The sequence below is a fragment of the Armatimonas sp. genome (assembly GCF_031410135.1).
Taxonomy (GTDB): Bacteria; Armatimonadota; Armatimonadia; order Armatimonadales; family Armatimonadaceae; genus Armatimonas.
Genome location: NZ_JANNYP010000608.1, coordinates 1 through 16,208 on the forward strand (window position 1 = coordinate 1; position 16,208 = coordinate 16,208).

At 58.1% G+C, this 16,208-nt stretch carries 15 protein-coding genes; 12 read left to right on the forward strand and 3 right to left on the reverse strand.

Annotated features, from left to right (window positions below; genetic code table 11):
* Both RMO15_RS22265 and RMO15_RS22270 read right to left on the reverse strand, forming a co-directional pair.
* A partial coding sequence (locus tag RMO15_RS22265) for a hypothetical protein (RefSeq protein ID WP_309717406.1) occupies positions 1–207 on the reverse strand: 207 nt, incomplete at its 3' end.
* 10 nt (positions 208–217) lie between these two features.
* Entirely contained in the window at positions 218–1,810 is a 1,593-nt protein-coding gene (locus RMO15_RS22270) for an alpha-L-rhamnosidase C-terminal domain-containing protein (RefSeq protein ID WP_309717409.1), read from the reverse strand.
* Between the two features lie 74 nt (positions 1,811–1,884).
* On the opposite strand from RMO15_RS22270, the gene RMO15_RS22275 reads away from it, so the two are divergent.
* From RMO15_RS22275 to RMO15_RS22290, 4 genes are read left to right on the forward strand one after another with little or no spacing between them, the layout of a single operon-like run.
* On the forward strand, positions 1,885–2,667 hold the full coding sequence (locus RMO15_RS22275) for a hypothetical protein (RefSeq protein WP_309717412.1): 783 nt from the start codon (positions 1,885–1,887) through the stop codon (positions 2,665–2,667).
* The gene (gene pncB, locus RMO15_RS22280; RefSeq protein ID WP_309717415.1) at positions 2,664–3,821 is read left to right on the forward strand and encodes a nicotinate phosphoribosyltransferase; all 1,158 of its coding nucleotides are present in this window, start codon (positions 2,664–2,666) and stop codon (positions 3,819–3,821) included. The genes RMO15_RS22275 and pncB overlap by 4 nt, the downstream gene beginning before the upstream one ends.
* A gap of 53 nt (positions 3,822–3,874) precedes the next feature.
* Positions 3,875–5,830 carry a FecR family protein gene (locus tag RMO15_RS22285; protein WP_309717418.1) on the forward strand — a complete coding sequence of 652 codons (1,956 nt, stop codon included), beginning with the start codon at positions 3,875–3,877 and terminating at the stop codon, positions 5,828–5,830.
* 13 nt (positions 5,831–5,843) lie between these two features.
* Positions 5,844–7,220 carry a phosphomannomutase/phosphoglucomutase gene (locus RMO15_RS22290; protein ID WP_309717422.1) on the forward strand — a complete coding sequence of 459 codons (1,377 nt, stop codon included), beginning with the start codon at positions 5,844–5,846 and terminating at the stop codon, positions 7,218–7,220.
* Here the strand turns inward: RMO15_RS22290 and RMO15_RS22295 are convergent.
* Complete coding sequence (locus RMO15_RS22295) at positions 7,214–7,339, reverse strand: hypothetical protein (protein WP_309717424.1); 126 nt, start codon at positions 7,337–7,339, stop codon at positions 7,214–7,216. The two genes, RMO15_RS22290 and RMO15_RS22295, sit on opposite strands and share 7 nt — an antisense overlap.
* A 78-nt stretch (positions 7,340–7,417) precedes the next feature.
* Here RMO15_RS22295 and RMO15_RS22300 point away from each other — a divergent pair, with 78 nt between their 5' ends.
* From RMO15_RS22300 to RMO15_RS22335, 8 genes are all read left to right on the forward strand, one after another.
* A complete protein-coding gene (locus tag RMO15_RS22300) occupies positions 7,418–8,176 on the forward strand; it encodes a DUF1559 domain-containing protein (protein ID WP_309717426.1) in 759 nt (252 codons plus the stop codon).
* Entirely contained in the window at positions 8,177–9,598 is a 1,422-nt protein-coding gene (locus RMO15_RS22305; RefSeq protein ID WP_309717428.1) for an amidohydrolase family protein, read from the forward strand. It abuts the gene before it with no gap.
* On the forward strand, positions 9,570–10,331 hold the full coding sequence (locus RMO15_RS22310; RefSeq protein WP_309717431.1) for a CPBP family intramembrane glutamic endopeptidase: 762 nt from the start codon (positions 9,570–9,572) through the stop codon (positions 10,329–10,331). Before RMO15_RS22305 ends, RMO15_RS22310 begins: the two co-directional genes overlap by 29 nt.
* Before the next feature lie 34 nt (positions 10,332–10,365).
* Entirely contained in the window at positions 10,366–11,568 is a 1,203-nt protein-coding gene (locus RMO15_RS22315; protein WP_309717434.1) for a glycosyltransferase family 4 protein, read from the forward strand.
* Positions 11,565–13,211, forward strand: coding sequence for an O-antigen ligase family protein (locus RMO15_RS22320; protein ID WP_309717437.1), 1,647 nt, complete (start codon positions 11,565–11,567; stop codon positions 13,209–13,211). The genes RMO15_RS22315 and RMO15_RS22320 overlap by 4 nt, the downstream gene beginning before the upstream one ends.
* Positions 13,208–14,041: a glycosyltransferase family 2 protein gene (locus RMO15_RS22325; RefSeq protein ID WP_309717440.1), complete on the forward strand. Its 834-nt coding sequence runs from the start codon at positions 13,208–13,210 to the stop codon at positions 14,039–14,041. The genes RMO15_RS22320 and RMO15_RS22325 overlap by 4 nt, the downstream gene beginning before the upstream one ends.
* Positions 14,038–15,117: a glycosyltransferase family 1 protein gene (locus RMO15_RS22330; RefSeq protein ID WP_309717442.1), complete on the forward strand. Its 1,080-nt coding sequence runs from the start codon at positions 14,038–14,040 to the stop codon at positions 15,115–15,117. The genes RMO15_RS22325 and RMO15_RS22330 overlap by 4 nt, the downstream gene beginning before the upstream one ends.
* On the forward strand, positions 15,114–16,208 hold a 1,095-nt coding region (locus tag RMO15_RS22335; protein WP_309717445.1), incomplete at its 3' end, for a glycosyltransferase. The genes RMO15_RS22330 and RMO15_RS22335, both read left to right, overlap by 4 nt.

Consider the following 16,208-nt stretch of genomic DNA (forward strand, 5'->3'; position numbering starts at 1 on the left):
TTTCCGAACCATTTGAGTGATCTGGTACATGGAAACAATTTGTGGATCTGGATTGAAAAAACCAGGTTCAATTTTATCAAAGAGCTTATGGAGGATCACCCAGGATTGTTGGTAGCTCCCTAGCTCCGTTGCCAAGAGTGCCGCAATGCCAAGCCACAGAAGTAGTGGCACTGCATAGATCAAGATACGGAGAACGGCGCGACGCATAGGTTTTCGATTATATCGCGGCCACACCATCGGGCAGAGTGAGTGTTGTCTCGATTGTTCCGTCGGCTTGTTTTTGGTGCTCTACGGTGAGTAGTCCGTAGGGCGTCGGAACCGTTCCCCGTGCCCAGGTAAGATCGCCAAGACGGGGCTTGCAGTGGATCTTAGCCATGCCTGGCTCGGCGGGTGTGATTCCTAGAACCCACTGGGTGAGCCAAGCGGTGGGGCCAGCAGCCCAGCCGTGGCAGAGGGAGTGACGTAGCCCTTTGTAGCACCAGTTACCGTACTCTGCATGAATGTCGTGCTTGCCTTTGACGGGGATCTCGTCAATTCGGGTGGCATTCTCTTTCCAGTCGAGCTCAAAACCTTCCCAGAACGTCGTCGCTCCCAGATCGAGCATTCCTCCCCAGTAGTTTCGTATCAGGTTCAAGCACCCTGTAATGTCCCCCGCCTGCGCCCGCGCTTCCAGGACATAGTAGCCGTAGAAGGTCGAAAGTCCTCGGTAGGGATCTACAGCGAGCACGTTCCGGTTGGCGGATTGGGCATCTCGTATCCCAGCCAAGACAACGAGAGCCTGTGCTTGTTTACTAGAGGTCATCCGCTCCACTCTACTTGCCTTCTCAGCCCGCTCTTTGCACCGCCTAGCAAGTCCATCTTCGCCGAGAACGGTGCAGAGCCATGCACCGCGCTGGAGGGTGAGCACGACGAGCGCCTGCAAGCCTGCCGCGATCGCATCGGGGTCTTCCGACGTGGGCCACTCTAAAAAGCGGTGCCCGCCTAAAAACTCAGAGCCGTCTGGGCGCACCTGTACCAGAACCCGCTCCAGCAAGCCCATGAGATAGCGTCGCTGCTGCTCCAAGTAGAGCTGATCGCCAAAGCGTGCGTACCAGTCGGCCTGAATTAGGAGCCACCAGAGTGAGTACGACGAGATTCCATTCATCCACTGAGGCAGTGGCGTCTGGTCGCGGACATAGTCTAGGCTCGCAGGGACGATCTCATGGTTGCCAAAAACCGTCGCGACTACCATCGCCTCCGGGTGCAAGTCCCCTATCCAGACAAGACGGTCCCGCTTAATGCCATCCCAGACATGGTCTTGCATGCAGAGATGGACCGTATAAGCCCCCGTCTCCCAGATCGTATTCAGCCGCTCATCGGAGCACTCAAACGAGCCCTGCCACGGCTCATCGCGGATCAGGTGAACCGCTTCGACCGAGCGTAGGGACAGGGTGATTCCGGGGTCTACATTGTCTAGGCGCACAAACCGGAAGCCTGTCTCTCCTATCTCCGTCCGCCCCATCCAGGCCACCGGTAGACGATAGTCGTGGATGGCATGGTCTTGATCGGGCAGTCCCATTGTCTCGCTAACCGACTCGCCAAAGCGCACACGCACCAGTGGGCTCCCCTTCGGCTGCGTGATCGGAATATCGAGGCGAACGCCCCCGTGAAGCTCACGCCCAAAATCTAAAATCACCCAGCTACCGGGTGGTAGTAGACAGACTTCGTCGTTGTCTTCTAAGAGCGCTTGGGTCAGCCGGGCTTCCTCTTTCGCGACGATTCGAGTTGGCTTTACATAAAATCGAGTTCGGGGGTCACGTCGTGCTTGCATAGACTCCGATAGTATATCCGGTAGACTATCGAAAAAATGTGAAACTTTTTGTGTTTTAATAACACTAATTAACTATGAAACGACAGCTTCTTATTATTGACCCGCAGGAAGACTTCTGCAATCCGACATCCGGCGCACTCTATGTCCCTGGTGCTGAGGCCGATATGGCTCGCACTGCCACGCTTCTGAGCCTGCCCTGCGATTTCGATGCCGTACACGTGACCCTCGATACGCACCACCTCCTCGATATCGCCCACCCGCTCTGGTGGAAAGACTTGGGCGGAACTCATCCCGCCCCGTTTACGATAATCGAGGACTTGAACCAGTGGCATGCAACCGACCCAGCGCACCAAGCACGTAGTGAGGCCTATGTAGAAGCCCTGGCATGCAATGGGCGCTACCCTCTCTGTATCTGGCCACCGCACTGCCTGATCGGCAGTGCGGGCCATGCGGTCGCAGCCAGGCTCTTTTCCGTACTCTGTGATTGGGAGAGGCGCACGGGCAAGAGTGTGAACTATGTCCGTAAAGGTGAGAACCCTTTTACCGAGCACTACAGTGCAGTCGCCGCCGATGTCCCCGATCCGAATGATCCGGCAACTCTGCCCAACCAAGTTCTCCTGGCCACGCTCGCACAGGCCAACGAGGTTGTTGTTTGTGGGGAGGCGGGAAGTCACTGTGTCGCCAACACGGTTCGCGACCTGGTTACCAACGGCATTCCCGCTCAAAAACTGACGCTCCTTACGGATGCCTTCTCGCCGGTACCGGGCTTTACGCACTTCCAGGATGCGTTTCTCGCTGAGCTTCAAGCCGCCGGTGCACGACTCACGACCACGAAAGAAAAAAAAGAAATAGTATGATTGCCTCACTTCTCGATACCGATCTCTATAAGTTCACCATGATGCAGGTGGTCTGGGGGCGCTACCCGCAGGCACAGGCAGAGTACAAGTTCCAGTGCCGTAGCACAGACACCGACTTGACTCCCTTTGCTACCAAGATTCGGGCGGAGCTGGACAAGCTCGCCGGGCTGCGTCTCCAGCCGGACGAGGCAGTGTTTCTGCGCTCGATTCGCTATATCCGCCCGGAGTTTGTCGATTTCCTGGAGAGCTTTCGCCTCGACCCTAGTCTCATCGAGATTTACACGAAAGATGGCTTTGAGCTGCGGATTCGTGGCCCTTGGCTGGCAAGCATTCTCTTTGAGGTTCCCGTTCTCGCCACAATCAATGAAATCTGGTCTCGTCACCACTTTCCCTTAACCACCGAGCGCGAAACCGAGGGACTGCGACGCTTGGAAGGAAAAATACAGCAACTCTCAAGCGCGTCGGTTCCCGTCCGAGTCATGGAGTTTGGGACACGGCGGCGCTATAGTCAGGCGTGGCAAGAGCGTGTGGTGGAACAGCTTGCACCGCACCTGATTGGAACCAGCAATGTTCATCTTGCCCACAAGTTTGGCCTCAAGCCCTTCGGAACCATGGCCCATGAGTTTCTGCAAGCGGGACAAGCACTCGCGCCCCTGCTCAATTCTCAGAGATTTATGCTCGAAGAGTGGATGCAGTTCTATCGCGGAGACTTAGGAATTGCGCTCTCGGATGTCTTTGGCTTCGACGCATTTCTAAACGACTTTGATCGGCTCTTTGCCAAGGCCTATGATGGTTGCCGCCACGACTCAGGCGATCCGGCTGTCTGGGGGGAGAAGCTGCTGGCGCACTACGAGAGCCTTGGCGTAGACCCCCGCCATAAAACTGCCGTCTTCTCCGATGGTCTGAGTATCCCAAAGGCCATTGCGCTCGCCGAGCGCTTTGACACCCGCATTCGGACGATCTTTGGAATCGGTACCGACTTAACCAACGATCTAGGAGAAAAAGCACTGCAAATCGTTCTCAAACTCGTGCGCCTCAATAACCAGCCCGTTGTTAAGCTCTCCGACTCACCGGGAAAAGCCATGACAGACGATGCAGGGTATCTCGAATATGTCCGTGCGACCTTTGCGGCAGGCGTAAGAAGGAATTCATGACTGCCCTGGCGAATGCTCCGTCTGTTAGTTTTACCTAGAGAAGGAGTTTCGTTTTGACCCGTTCTGTGATTGTCTCGATGTTCGCTCTGACCGCCCTCTCCGCTTCGGCTTGGGCTCAGGGCACGACCGTGGGAACCCTTGCCATTGTTCGTCAGGTGGAGGTTACCCGAACCAGGGCCACACCACAGATTCGGGAGCGTGTGGAGCGTGAGCCTGCGACGCATGGTGAGAGTGTCTTCTCCGAGCAGCTAATCCGCACCCTCAAGCGCTCGTTTGCCGAGGTGAGCTTTAAAGATGGCTCTCTCGTGCGCCTGAAAGACCGTACCGAAGCGATTGTCCGCCAGGAGAAACCCGGCACCGGCGTCTACTTAGTCAGCGGGACGATCTGGGTGCGGGCCGGGAGTGCGCCTGTCCAGGTAGATACCCCCACCGGAGTTGTGACCGCAACGCAGGCCGTTTTTGAGGTCACCGTCACCGACAATCAGACAACGGTTCTCTGCTACGACGGCAACGTGCAGCTCAAGCGTGACACGCGTACGGTGACGATCAAAGCCAGCGAGTTTGCCGGACTGAAAGTGACCGGAGCGCAAGTCGCCTTAGATGCCGCCGCCTCAATCCCAGGCAATCAGCTGCCGAGTGACCACAACGGGCCACGGATAGCGTGGTGGCAGATTCTCAACACGGAGCGGGGTCTACAAACCCTTCCCGGAAGTAGCGCAGGCTTGGCGATTCGCTCGTCGGCTCTTACGGAAGCGATTCAAGCAACCCTGAACCTGCCGCCCGCTCCCGGTGAGATTGTCAAGAACCCTGCCGACAAAGCGCGTTTGCTTTCCATTGCACAGTCCTCTGTAGTTCCTGCCATCGAGAGGACACTCGCCTCGGATGGCACGCTGACCCTTAATGGCTACCGGCAAAAGTTTGGCGGCGATGATATCAGCCAAGCCTTCTCGCTCCCAGGCACGGATCTAAACTTCCTCCGCAACAAGGGAATCGGTAATGTCGGGAGTCTCTTCGATGCACTCAATGCCTCGGGAGCAAGTTTTGGCGTGGATCTGCGCTCTCGCAGAACGACCGCGAACCGCTCCGTCTATCGCCCGTCGGCGTGGCAAGGGCCGAGCAACTCCAAATTCCCGCTCTTCGATGGAGCGCAGAGCTCCAACAACCTAGTGCTCCTCGGTGCAGTGGCGGCGGCGGCACTGGGCAAGGGGGCGAAGGCGACGGATTTTAACGTGGACGGTGATGCCTTCGGATTCACAGCAGATCCTCAGGCGATTGGGGCACGTGGACGGCTCCATGGAACCTTGGGCAAGTCCCGCTACATGTTTGAGGGCAATAGTATGAACTTGCTCACCGGGTCAAACACAGGTGGCTTTAGTGCCCTCTCGGTTGCTTCTATCGAGCATGATGTGAGCCCGAACCTGACGGTCTTTAGTGGGCGACGCAGATTTTATAGCGGCCCCGCGCTTCTCTCGTTCAACCGATCCCAGCTTTTAGGAGAGCGCTACAGTGCGGTCGGGGCAACACTCAATAAGAGTGGCGTGAAGGCCGAGGCTGCCTGGCTCTACGACTCCAATCCGGATGTTCGTGGTGCACAGAGTGGCTTTCTCGCCTCGGCGACCAAGCAAGTCGGGGGCGGCACGATGGGAGTCCAAGCGCTGCGCGTCGGCAGCCTCAACAACGGCACCGGCTACTCCGTGAGTGGCTCGCTTCCCTCGGGTAAAGGGTCAACTCAGCTAGATCTCTACGGCGAGGTGGGGGTCGCTCCCGACAAAGCGGGAATCGTCACGCTTGGAGCCTACTTCCCCTGGATCTACCAGACCAGTGATCTAGATCTCTACGTGGAGTACTCGTCGCACCAGGATCTGGGCAATAGCTTTACCGTGGTCGCCAACCGTGAGCTAAGCCAGGGACTAAGCCTAAAGGCGTTTCTGGGCACCGGCAAGCGTACCTTTATCGAGAAAAATGGCACGTTCGGTGGACTTGGACTAAGCTACGCACTGGGACGATAGAAAGTAAAAGAAAATGCCATTTGATCCATCGCTTTACCGTGCCTACGACATTCGGGGAATCTACCCAAGTGTGATCAACGAAGAGTTTGCCTATATCTGTGCCCAGGCTTTTGCTCGTGTAATGAACGCCAAGCGGGTCGCCGTGGGGCGTGATGTGCGCCTCAGCGGGCCGACCATGCAAAAGGCCGCGATGCAGGGCCTCGTGGATCTTGGGGTAGAGGTGATTGACCTGGGCGTGATCTCCACCGAGATGCTCTACTTCGCCTCGGGGACTCTTGACATTGACGGCGGCTTTGCGCTGACGGCCAGCCACAACCCGCGTGAGTGGAACGGCTTCAAGTTTGTTGGCAAGAAAGGCCAGCCGCTGGTGCGTGAGGGCAAGCTCGGAGAGATCTACGCCGATGCCGATGCCGCCACGCCCCAGAAAGTCGCGACACCGGGGACGATCACGGAGACACCATTACTGGCGCAGTACGCGGAGTATCTCCAGCAGTATGTCCCGGCAGATCTCCCGAGCCTTAAAGTCGTTGGGAATGTGAACTTTGGAGCCAACGGCAAGTTCGTGGACGCGGCAATTGCCAAGCTGCCGCTGGAGATGATCCGCCTGAACTGGAATGAGGACGGCGGCTTTCCCAAGGGCACCCCCGACCCGCTCTTGCCGTCGAACCGCATTGAGGTCTGTGAGCGCATTGTCACGGAGAGCGCCGACTTTGGCGTGGCGTGGGACGCCGATGCGGATCGCTGCTTCTTCTACGACGAGAAAGGCCGCGCGTTTGCGGGCTACTACATCAACGCGCTTCTCATCGAGCACTTTCTGAAGCGCGAGCCGGGAGCCGCTGTGGTGATCGAGCCGCGCCAGATCTGGGCCACCGAGGCGGTCGCACAAGCTGGCCAGGGCAAGGCAGTCACAAGCCGCACGGGCCACGGCTTTATCAAAGCGACGATGCGCCAGGCCAACGCCATCTTCGGCGGTGAGAACTCCGGGCACTTCTACTACCGCGACTTCTGGTACTGTGACAACGGGATTATCACGTTCCTGACGGTGATGGGACTCTTCGCCGAGCAGATCAAGAGCGGCGGGACGGTCTCGCAGCTTCTTGATGCCTATAAAAAAGACTACCCGGCCAGCGAGGAGATGAACTTCATTACGCCCGATGCCAAGGGGATTATCGCGGCGCTTCAGGCTCGCCACCCTAGTGCCGAGCTGAGCCAGATTGACGGTGTCTCGCTCGCCGAGGGAGACTGGCGCTGTAATCTCCGCATGAGCCAGAACGAGCCCGTGTTGCGATTAAATGTTGAGGCACGCACCCCGGAAGCACTGGAAACCCGAGAAGCCGACCTGCTCGCCTTCATCCTGGGCAACGGTGCCACCCTACGCGACGATCACTGACGCGCTTGAACTTGAGCCGTTCGGCCTTTTAGGGTCGGGCGGCCAAGGGGCTGTCCGAAGAAGATTCCCAGTGCGACGGCGACTAATATCGCAAACGCTGTATCCCATTTATCACGCATTGTTGCAATCCTCGCAATTCATAACTTGCATTTTCGGTGCCAGAGGCGTGTAAATTCAGGTTAGGGTACACTGGTACTATGAACCTGCGTCGTGGCTTCACGCTAATTGAGCTTCTCGTGGTGATCGGCATTATCGCGATACTGGCCGCTATTCTCTTCCCTGTTTTTGCACAGGCACGTGGTCAGGCGCGAAAGACAAGCTGCCAGAGTAGCCTGCGCCAGATCGGGATGGCGATTCAGATGTACGCGCAGGACTACGACGGGATCGCGCCGTATGCCAAAGATGCCTCAGATGCCTATGTCTCCCAGATCTGGTCAGCCTATCCGCAGTGCAAGGCCGTTATTGATGCCATGCCCTTTCTCCACGACTCCCCTGTGCTCTTTACCAACAACTGGATGACCGGCTCGCTGACTCCCTATGTCAAGAACCGGCAGGTCTGGCGCTGCGCGGGCGACACGGGCTTTGATGTCTTAGACAATAACTTCAACTGTGGTGGCCCCTGCCCCATGAAAGCCCGCCCCTCAATGTACGAGCGCTACGGCGCGTCGTATCTCTTCCGCACCGAGGTAGCTTTTCGTCGGCTGAACCTGGATACCGTCTCCGCGCAAACCAGCACAGGCCAGGAAGTCGGGATGGCCCAGCTCAACATCCTTTTCGATGGCAATGGAAGCTGGCACGCCAGTCCCCTGCGCTTCGACCCACTCGGCTGGGATCGGAGTGGCCTGCGCTACACCACCCTCTTCGCTGATGGCCATGTCAAGTTCCTCACCAACGACGACTACCAGAAGGCCTGGAGCATCCAGCTCGCCGCCCCGAGTAGCAACCCGTGTCAATAGATGCCTGACCTCACCGATCTCTTGCGCAACGCTGACGGCCCCGTGCGCCTCAAGGCCCGCTGGGTCTTGCCGATCTCAGGCCCCCTTTTCGAGGACGGTGAGGTGGCGTTTGAAGGCGGCACGCTCACCTATGTGGGCCGTGCTCGCCCAGACGCGGGCGCACTGGACATGGGACTTGCCGCAATCCTGCCCGGCTTTGTCAATGTCCATGCCCATATCGAGTACACGGTTCTGCGTGGCCTGCTGGAAGACATGCCGTTTTTCCCGTGGATTCGCTCTCTTACCGCGCTAAAAGCTTTTCTGACCGCCGACGACTGGATCACGTCGGCGAGCCTGGGGGCGGCAGAGATGGCGGCGGCAGGGGTGACGACGATTGGCGATGCCTGCGATGCGGGGGCTACGGTAAGCGCTCTGGCGAGCTCGGGGCTGCGTGGCACGGTCTTTCGGGAGGTTTTTGGGATTGAGCCTTCGCCGCCCGTGGCCCAGACTCTCGATATTCTTAAGCGCCAGCTCGCACAGATGACCAGCACGCTGGTGCGGAGCGGGGCCGAGGGGCGTGTCCAGCTGGGAATCTCGCCACATGCGCCCTACACCGTAAGGGCGGAGCTTTTTGAAGCACTGGCAGACTTTGCGGATCAGAGTGGGTACTTGCAGACCATCCATCTCGCCGAGTCCCCCGCCGAAGAGGCTCTTTTTCAGATCGGGGGCGGGCCCTTTAAAGAGATGTTTGACCGTCGTGGTATTCCGTGGGAGATAAAAAACATCTCCCCGATTGCCTACGCCAAGCAGTCCGGTGCGCTCGCCGCCTCCACTCTGGCGGTTCACTGTGTGCATGCTACCGACGACGACATTACGCTCCTTGCCAACGCGGGAGCATCGGTGGCGCACTGTCCACGTTCTAACGGAAAGCTAGGGGCGGGGCTGGCTCCGCTACGGGCACTCCGAGCGCGTGGCCTAGGCATTGGCCTGGGTACGGACTCGATGGTCTCGGGCAACTCCGTGGACTTTTTCGAGGAGATGCGGGCTGCGGTCTACGGCGCACGGGCACGCGAGCAGGACACGCAGGCACTTACGGCGAAAGAAGCCTTGTTCTTAGCAACTCTTGGCGGGGCGCGGGCACTGCACCGGGAGCGGGAGATTGGCTCTTTAGAGCGCGGAAAGCGGGCGGATCTGTGTGTGGTGCGGCTCGATGGGATTCACCATGCGCCCACGGGAGACGATAGTCCCGAAGCGGCTCTAGTCTACTCCGCAAGGGCCAGCGACGTGTGCTTAACGTTGGTGGACGGCCAGGCGGTCTACGACCACAGCCGCTTCCCCACCTTGGACGTGGCCCGGCTCCGGCAGAGCGTGAGTGCGGCCCGAAAGAAAGTACGAACAGAAGGTGAGAAGATCCTTGGCGAAGCGAACCAGCAGCGAAAGTAGTGGCGGGAGTGGACATAAAGGCGCGAGCGATGAGCTTGTCGGCTGGAGCACGCTTGCCATTGGGTTTGCAATCAGTACCCTGCTCCTGTGGAAAAACGGCGGTTGGAAAGTCTTTCACGCCCCCACAGGCATGAGCGTGATGGAGTTCAATCTCTTTAACATCTGCATGCTCCTCGCTGTTCCGTTCACCTGGATTCTGATCGTCTTGCGTCGCGAGGTGAGCGACTTTGGCTTTACGCCGGGCAATGCACGGGGCGCGGTGATCCTCTCGCTGATTGTCGGGGTGGCCTACATTCCCGTTCTTGCCCTCTTCTCCGGCCAGAGAGCGTTCCAGGACTACTACACTCGTGTGCTCATGGACGACCGCGTGCTGATTGGAGTGGGTTGGGCCAAGGGTCAGCTTTCCGGGGGGCAGATAGACTACGGGCGCTTTGTGCAGCACGAGCTGGTGATGTGCATGTACATGCTGGCCTGGGAGTGGTTCTTCCGGGGCTACTTGCTCTTTGGGCTACGCAAGATCATGCCCACTTGGGCCGCTGCTATTGTGCAGGTGATTCCGTTCTTTATCCTACATTTGGGCAAGCCCCCCGCGGAGTTCTGGTCGTCGCTTGCCGGCGGCCTCTTGCTGGCTCCTATCGCGATCCGCTACAAGTCGTTTCTGCCGTGTTTCTTGATGCACTACTTCATCTCGCTAGGCAACGACATCGCGGTTCTCTACTTCCACTTCCGGTAATAATTCCTGGTAATTGTTGCAGGATAGGCACTTTGTGACCGACAATAGGAGCGGAATGCGTCTGCTGATTGTCTCACCCTGGTTTCCCTATCCACCAGATAACGGGTCCCGGCTTCGTGCCTGGCACCTCATCAAGCGTCTGGCACGGCACCACGAGGTGCGCCTGGTGGTGGGCCAGCAAGACGACGCCTTGGGCCGTGAGGTTCCGCTGGACGTTCCTATAACGATAGTCCCTTGGCTCTGGCATAAACTGGGTGCGACGGGCAAACAAGGTGCGCTCAAGGCACTTTTCTCCGCAATCCCACGCTCGATCTTGGAGACACCCAACCCCGCATTTGTCGAGGCAATCACTCAGGAGCTTTCACGAAAACCTGAGGCCGTTCTTGCCATGGAGCTTGGCAGTGATGCCTATCTTCCCGATTCCCTGCCCTGCCCCGTGATCTTGGATCAAGTGGAGCTCTCGGGCATGGAGCAGACCTGGCGGCGTGCGATGAGCCGTCGGGAACGGGCGGCACGCTGGCTGACGTACCATAAAGGGAAGAGCTACTGGCAACAGCGGCTCGCACGCTATGATCTCCTCACCGCCGTCTCGGAAGCGGAAGCACTGGCGGTAGAAGCCATTGTCGGAGGGGGAAAGGCCGTCGCGGTCGTTCCCAACGGTGTCGCGACGGCAGATTTCTGCCTTCAGACCAAGCCGAAAGGGGTTCCCGGAAGGCTTATCTACAACGGAGCACTTTCCTATTCTCCTAATAAAGACGCGGTACTCTGGTTTGTGAAGACCATCCTGCCGAAGATTACAGAGAAAGTGCCCGAAGCCCACTTAATCGTCACGGGGCGGTCCGAGTCAGCGCCCATCGAGCTGGTCAACCACCCTCAGGTGCAGCTGACCGGCTTTGTGCCGGATCTGAAACCGACTCTCGCTGAGGCAATGGTCTGTGTGACTCCGCTTCGTTCGGGGGGCGGGACACGGCTGAAGATACTGGAGGCTTGGGCAGCAGGGATTCCTGTGGTCGCAACGACGATTGGCGCAGCGGGGCTGGAAGGCAGCCGTGACGGCGAGCATCTGCTTCTGGCCGACACCCCCGATGCGTTTGCCCATAAGACAGTTCTGCTGCTGCAAAACGAAGCACTCTGTCAGAAGATTGCGGGGCAGGCGCGCACGCTGGCTGAGGAGCGCTTTGACTGGGATGTGATTGTGGAGCGACTGGAGAGAGCACTGGATCTCGTGACAAAATGAGCAAGGCAAGCAACGAATTTAACGATGAGCTGACGATCTGGAGCGACAGCTCCGAGAGTCCTACCAAGGACCTCATCAGTAACGCGGCGGAGCTTAAGCTAAAGCTACTGGGGAGCGCAGCAGTTCTGGGAACCGCCCTGGGGTTTGGTAGTGTCCTCGCAGCCGATGCGGGGGTCAAGGGATTGGTCTGGCTTGCGATTGTTGTCTTGGGGATCGTGGGCATTGTCACTGTTGCTAGCTATCTCGAAGTTGGCATGACGATCTTTGTGGCGCTTTGCTGGTTTCTCTTTAAAACCCCCGGAATTGCCCAAGGCCAAGGCGGCGGTGGAGAGCAGGGTCTTGCCCTGAGCCAGCTGGGCCTCCTACTCCTCCTGGCAGCCTGGTTCCTGCGCCGCATCTTTCGAAAAGAGGGGCCACTCTATCGCTCCCCTCTCACAGCACCCATTGCCGCCTATCTTTTCGTCTGTTTTTGGTCAACCGCCCATAGCGTTCTCTTCACAGACAGTGCCATTGAGCGGGGCCTTGTCTCCCGAACACCGCTCCCCGTCAACATTCTCGAAGTCATTCTGCGGTTTCTTGCGCTGGGGGGGCTCTTGCTCGTGGCAAACACACTCACCGGCTGGGGCAAAAAACGCATGGCGATGATGTTCTTACTCGCAGGCTGCCTCTTATTTGTTTTCTCACTTCAGGGTGGGGCCAGTGCCATGGACCGTCCCCACGGACTTTCGATCTTTGCACCAGGTCAGGGCTATGGTGCCTTTCCCCAGATGCTGGCGATGGCAGCGATGACCGCCCTGGCACTAGCAGGCAAAGGTAAGCGCTGGCAACAGCTCGGGATGGGGCTCGTAGCACTCACTATCTTTGCCTGGGCATTTATCAAAAATGCAGAGTGGGTCTCTGGCTGGATCACGGGTGGAGTTGCGCTGGCTATCGTGGTCTACAATACCAAGCGCCGCTGGTTCTGGATGGGGGTCGGGCTGATTGCCTTTATTATCCTGCTGAAGTTTGAGTACTTTTGGGATAAGTTCTACAAGATGAACTTCTACGCCGGTGGCCACATGAACTGGGGATTGGCTTCTCTACGGGGCGAGGAAATCGGAGCCTTGGAGAACGACCGTAGCCGTATGCTCCGCGCCGCTTTTCAGTATGCAGATGCATTCCCCCTGGGGATCGGCCTAGGAAACTACAAGAACTTCAACCTCTACTACGGCTCTCCCGCAGTCTGGAACTCGACGACGTTCACATCGGCGCATGGCACCTATGCACAGACCCTCTCGGAGCTAGGTTGGGCGGGTATTTTGACGTTGTTCTGGCTACAAGTCGCAACCTTGGTGACTCTCTACCGCTACTGGAGAGCACTCCCAAGCGGCACGTGGGAAAAGGCCTGGCTCCTGGCAACATATGGAGGAGCTTGGGGGATGTTTATCTCCACCTTCCTGGGCGACTATATCTTCCCGAGCTACCACAACGGAGGCATGGCATCGTTTGGGGGAACGGTCTATCTCTGGCTATTTGTCGGCTTTAGTATTGGCTTGGTGCGTCTTAAAGGACTGAGCTGGGACGACGTGAGTGGTAAGAAAAAGCAAAGTGAGCGTGTGCTTCCTCAGCCACGCTGGGCGCGCCCGCTGGAGCCACGCTTGTGAGAGAGCTTTCGATTGTGATCGTCTCCTGGAACACCAAGGCGCTCCTTCGTGACTGCTTGGAGAGCATTCGCAACCTAGATGCCAAAGTCTTTGTCGCTGACAATGCATCGTCGGACGGCAGCCCTGAGTTGGTTGAGGCTGAGTTTCCCAAGGTGACATTGATCCGGACGGGAGCGAACCTCGGCTTTGCGAGGGCCAATAACCTAGCGCTCAAGCAAGCCACAGGGCGCTACTGGTTACTCCTCAACTCCGACACACTCGTGCCCGAGGGTGCCCTCGAAGCACTGGTAGCCGCGCTGGACGTGCATCCTGAGGCAGCTGTGGCAGGTTCACTTCTCCTCAATGCCGATGGCTCGCTTCAGCCAAGCTGGGCTCGCTTCCCGAACGTCAACAGCGAGCTGACAGGCGAGCTGAACCGTGGCCAGTGCCCCTACACGGATGCCCAGCTGAGTAACGAGATGGGACGAAAGACGCTCATCCCCTTCGCCTGCGACTGGGTGGGTGGCGCGGTCTACTGTGTACGAGCCAGCGCGGCCCAAAAAGCCGGGCTCCTCGACGAAAAATTCTTCATGTATAGCGAAGAGACCGAGTGGTGCCATCGCTTGAAACGCGTCACGGGCGGCACGACGATTCTGGTTCCTGCTTCCACGGTGACACATCTGGGGGGTGGCTCTAGCCGGGCAGTTCCGAAGGCCACTCGTCAGCGGATGTGGCGCTCCAGCCTGCGCTTTTTCCTTCTGACCAAGGGGATTCTTGGGGCGCTTCTTCCCAGCGCCGTCGCTACGGGGCGTTTCTTTCTGTCTCCGCTACGAAGACAGCAGGGAACATGAGAGTCGTGCTTGATGCCCGTCCTCTCTCCCACCCGCAGTCAGGTGGGTATCGTTCATATGTTAACGCCTTGGTGCAGGGGCTCGCTGAGCTTGCGCTCTCCGATGTGGAGATCTTGCTCTACTTGGATCGGCCTGTGGATATTAGTCTCCCCTTTGAGACCCGCATTCTCAGTAGCTCACGGCTCAAAACGGATTTTTACTTGTTTGCCCAGCAAGTCAAGAAGGATCAGCCGGATCTCGTCCATGGAACGGTGAACTACCTGCCGCTTGGTCTAAAAAGCAAGACGAGCCTCACCCTCCACGATGCGCTCTTGCTCAAGCGCTACCCCTGGGAGACCAAAGTCTCTCGCCCGCTTCGTCAGCGCCTGCTCAATGCCTACTGGACACAGATGACAGTGCGCTCTGCCCGGCAGGCCACCCGCCTATTGACGATCTCAAACGGGGCCGCTCAAGAGCTTGCTCAGACCCTTAGCCTGCCTCTCTCCGACTTTCATGTGGTCTATAATGCCGTCTCGCTCCCCCTCCCCAAGCCCGAAATTTTTCGTGACCAGAGTACGATCCTGGCCATTGCCGCCCCCGACGCTCGGAAAAATATCGAAGCGCTCTACGATGCCTTGCCGAGCCTAGACGATCTAGCCCCCACCCTGAAGCTGGTCTGCACCTCGGTGAGAACGGCAGAGGCTGCCGAGGCAGAAGTGGCACGGCGCGGGCTAAAAAACGTCCAGCTTTTGCGTAATTTAGACAATCAAGCACTCTCAGACACCTACGCCGCCGCGAGTGTCTTTGTGTTTCCCTCACGGTTGGAGGGCTTTGGGCTCCCGCCGTTGGAAGCAATGCAGGCAGGAACCCCGGTCGCAACCTCGAATGCTCTCCCGATGCCGGAGATTCTCGGAGCCGCCCCCCTGTACTTTGACCCGGAAAAACCCGCCGAGCTAGCCGCTGCGGTTCGCTGCCTGCTCACCAACGCAGGCGAGTGGGCCGAGCGCTCCGATGTGGGGATCGCCCAGGCAAAGCGCTACTCTCTTAAGGCGATGGCGGAGGGGACGCTTTCCCTCTGGCGGGAGATTGCCGCATGAGTAAGCCACGTATTTTGTTTCTCGCTCACCTGCTTCCCTGGCCCCTAGAAGGCGGTGGGCAGATTAAGTCGTATCATACTCTACGACAGCTCTCGCTGGCCTACGACATCAAGCTCCTGGCGCTGATCAGAAAGCCAGAGGAAGCCCAAAACGCCGAGCCACTGCGGCCATACTGTGCTCTGGGCATTGAGACGATTCCCCTGCGGCGCACCAAGCTCACCAATCTCCTGGCGGCGGGTAGTGCACTGCTAACGGGGCGCTCGTTTATCGTGAGTCGTGACCATACCCCCGAAATGCAACAGGCTATAGAGCGCGAGCTGGCAACGGGGAGCTACCAGGCTCTTCATGTCGATCATCTGCAGATGGCTGCATTTGTCCCCACACAAACGCCCGGAATTTGTGTGATTTTGGATCAGCACAATGTGGAATATCGCATACCCAAGCGCATTGCCCAAACCGCCAAGAATCCCGCGATCCGCCTCTACGGAGCGGGAGAGTGGAAGCGCCTGCGCCGCTTTGAGCAAGCCGCTCTCCGCCGTGCCAATCTCACTTTGGCAGTCTCCGACGAAGATAGGAAAGTTTTACAGGATTTAGTCGGCTCAGAGTTGGGTAGAATACGGACACTATCTATTGGGGTAGACACCGATTATTTTTCCGCCTCCCCTCGCTCCCCTCGCTCCAAGACACTGGTTTCGATCGGAACCATGTACTGGCCACCAAATATTGACGCTCTATCCTGGTTTTGTCGGGAGATTCTGCCGAAGATCAGAGAGAGAGAGTCTGAGGCAAAACTTATAGTGGTGGGAGCACGACCAACAGCGGAGGTACTCGCGCTTGCGGAGTCTCCCGCCGTAACCGTGACAGGTTCCGTACCTGATGTTCGTCCTTATGGAACGGACTGTGGAGCATTTATTGTCCCACTGCGCTCCGGGTCAGGGATGCGGGTCAAGATCCTGAACGCGCTTGCCATGGGGCTACCGACAGTCTCGACAACAATTGGTGCGGAAGGAATAGAGGTGACAGACGGCAAGGATATCTTACTGGCAGATACGGCGGAGGACTTCGCAGCGGCGACGCTACGTCTGCTCTCC

Bases quoted from the DNA above. Each gene is read 5' to 3' on its own strand.
- pncB (WP_309717415.1), top strand. From the start codon at position 2,664: ATGATTGCCTCACTTCTCGATACCGATCTCTATAAGTTCACCATGATG.
- RMO15_RS22320 (WP_309717437.1), top strand. From the start codon at position 11,565: ATGAGCAAGGCAAGCAACGAATTTAACGATGAGCTGACGATCTGGAGC.
- RMO15_RS22270 (WP_309717409.1), bottom strand. From the start codon at position 1,810: ATGCAAGCACGACGTGACCCCCGAACTCGATTTTATGTAAAGCCAACT.
- RMO15_RS22300 (WP_309717426.1), top strand. From the start codon at position 7,418: ATGAACCTGCGTCGTGGCTTCACGCTAATTGAGCTTCTCGTGGTGATC.
- RMO15_RS22290 (WP_309717422.1), top strand. From the start codon at position 5,844: ATGCCATTTGATCCATCGCTTTACCGTGCCTACGACATTCGGGGAATC.
- RMO15_RS22330 (WP_309717442.1), top strand. From the start codon at position 14,038: ATGAGAGTCGTGCTTGATGCCCGTCCTCTCTCCCACCCGCAGTCAGGT.
- RMO15_RS22275 (WP_309717412.1), top strand. From the start codon at position 1,885: ATGAAACGACAGCTTCTTATTATTGACCCGCAGGAAGACTTCTGCAAT.
- RMO15_RS22295 (WP_309717424.1), bottom strand. From the start codon at position 7,339: ATGCGTGATAAATGGGATACAGCGTTTGCGATATTAGTCGCCGTCGCA.
- RMO15_RS22305 (WP_309717428.1), top strand. From the start codon at position 8,177: ATGCCTGACCTCACCGATCTCTTGCGCAACGCTGACGGCCCCGTGCGC.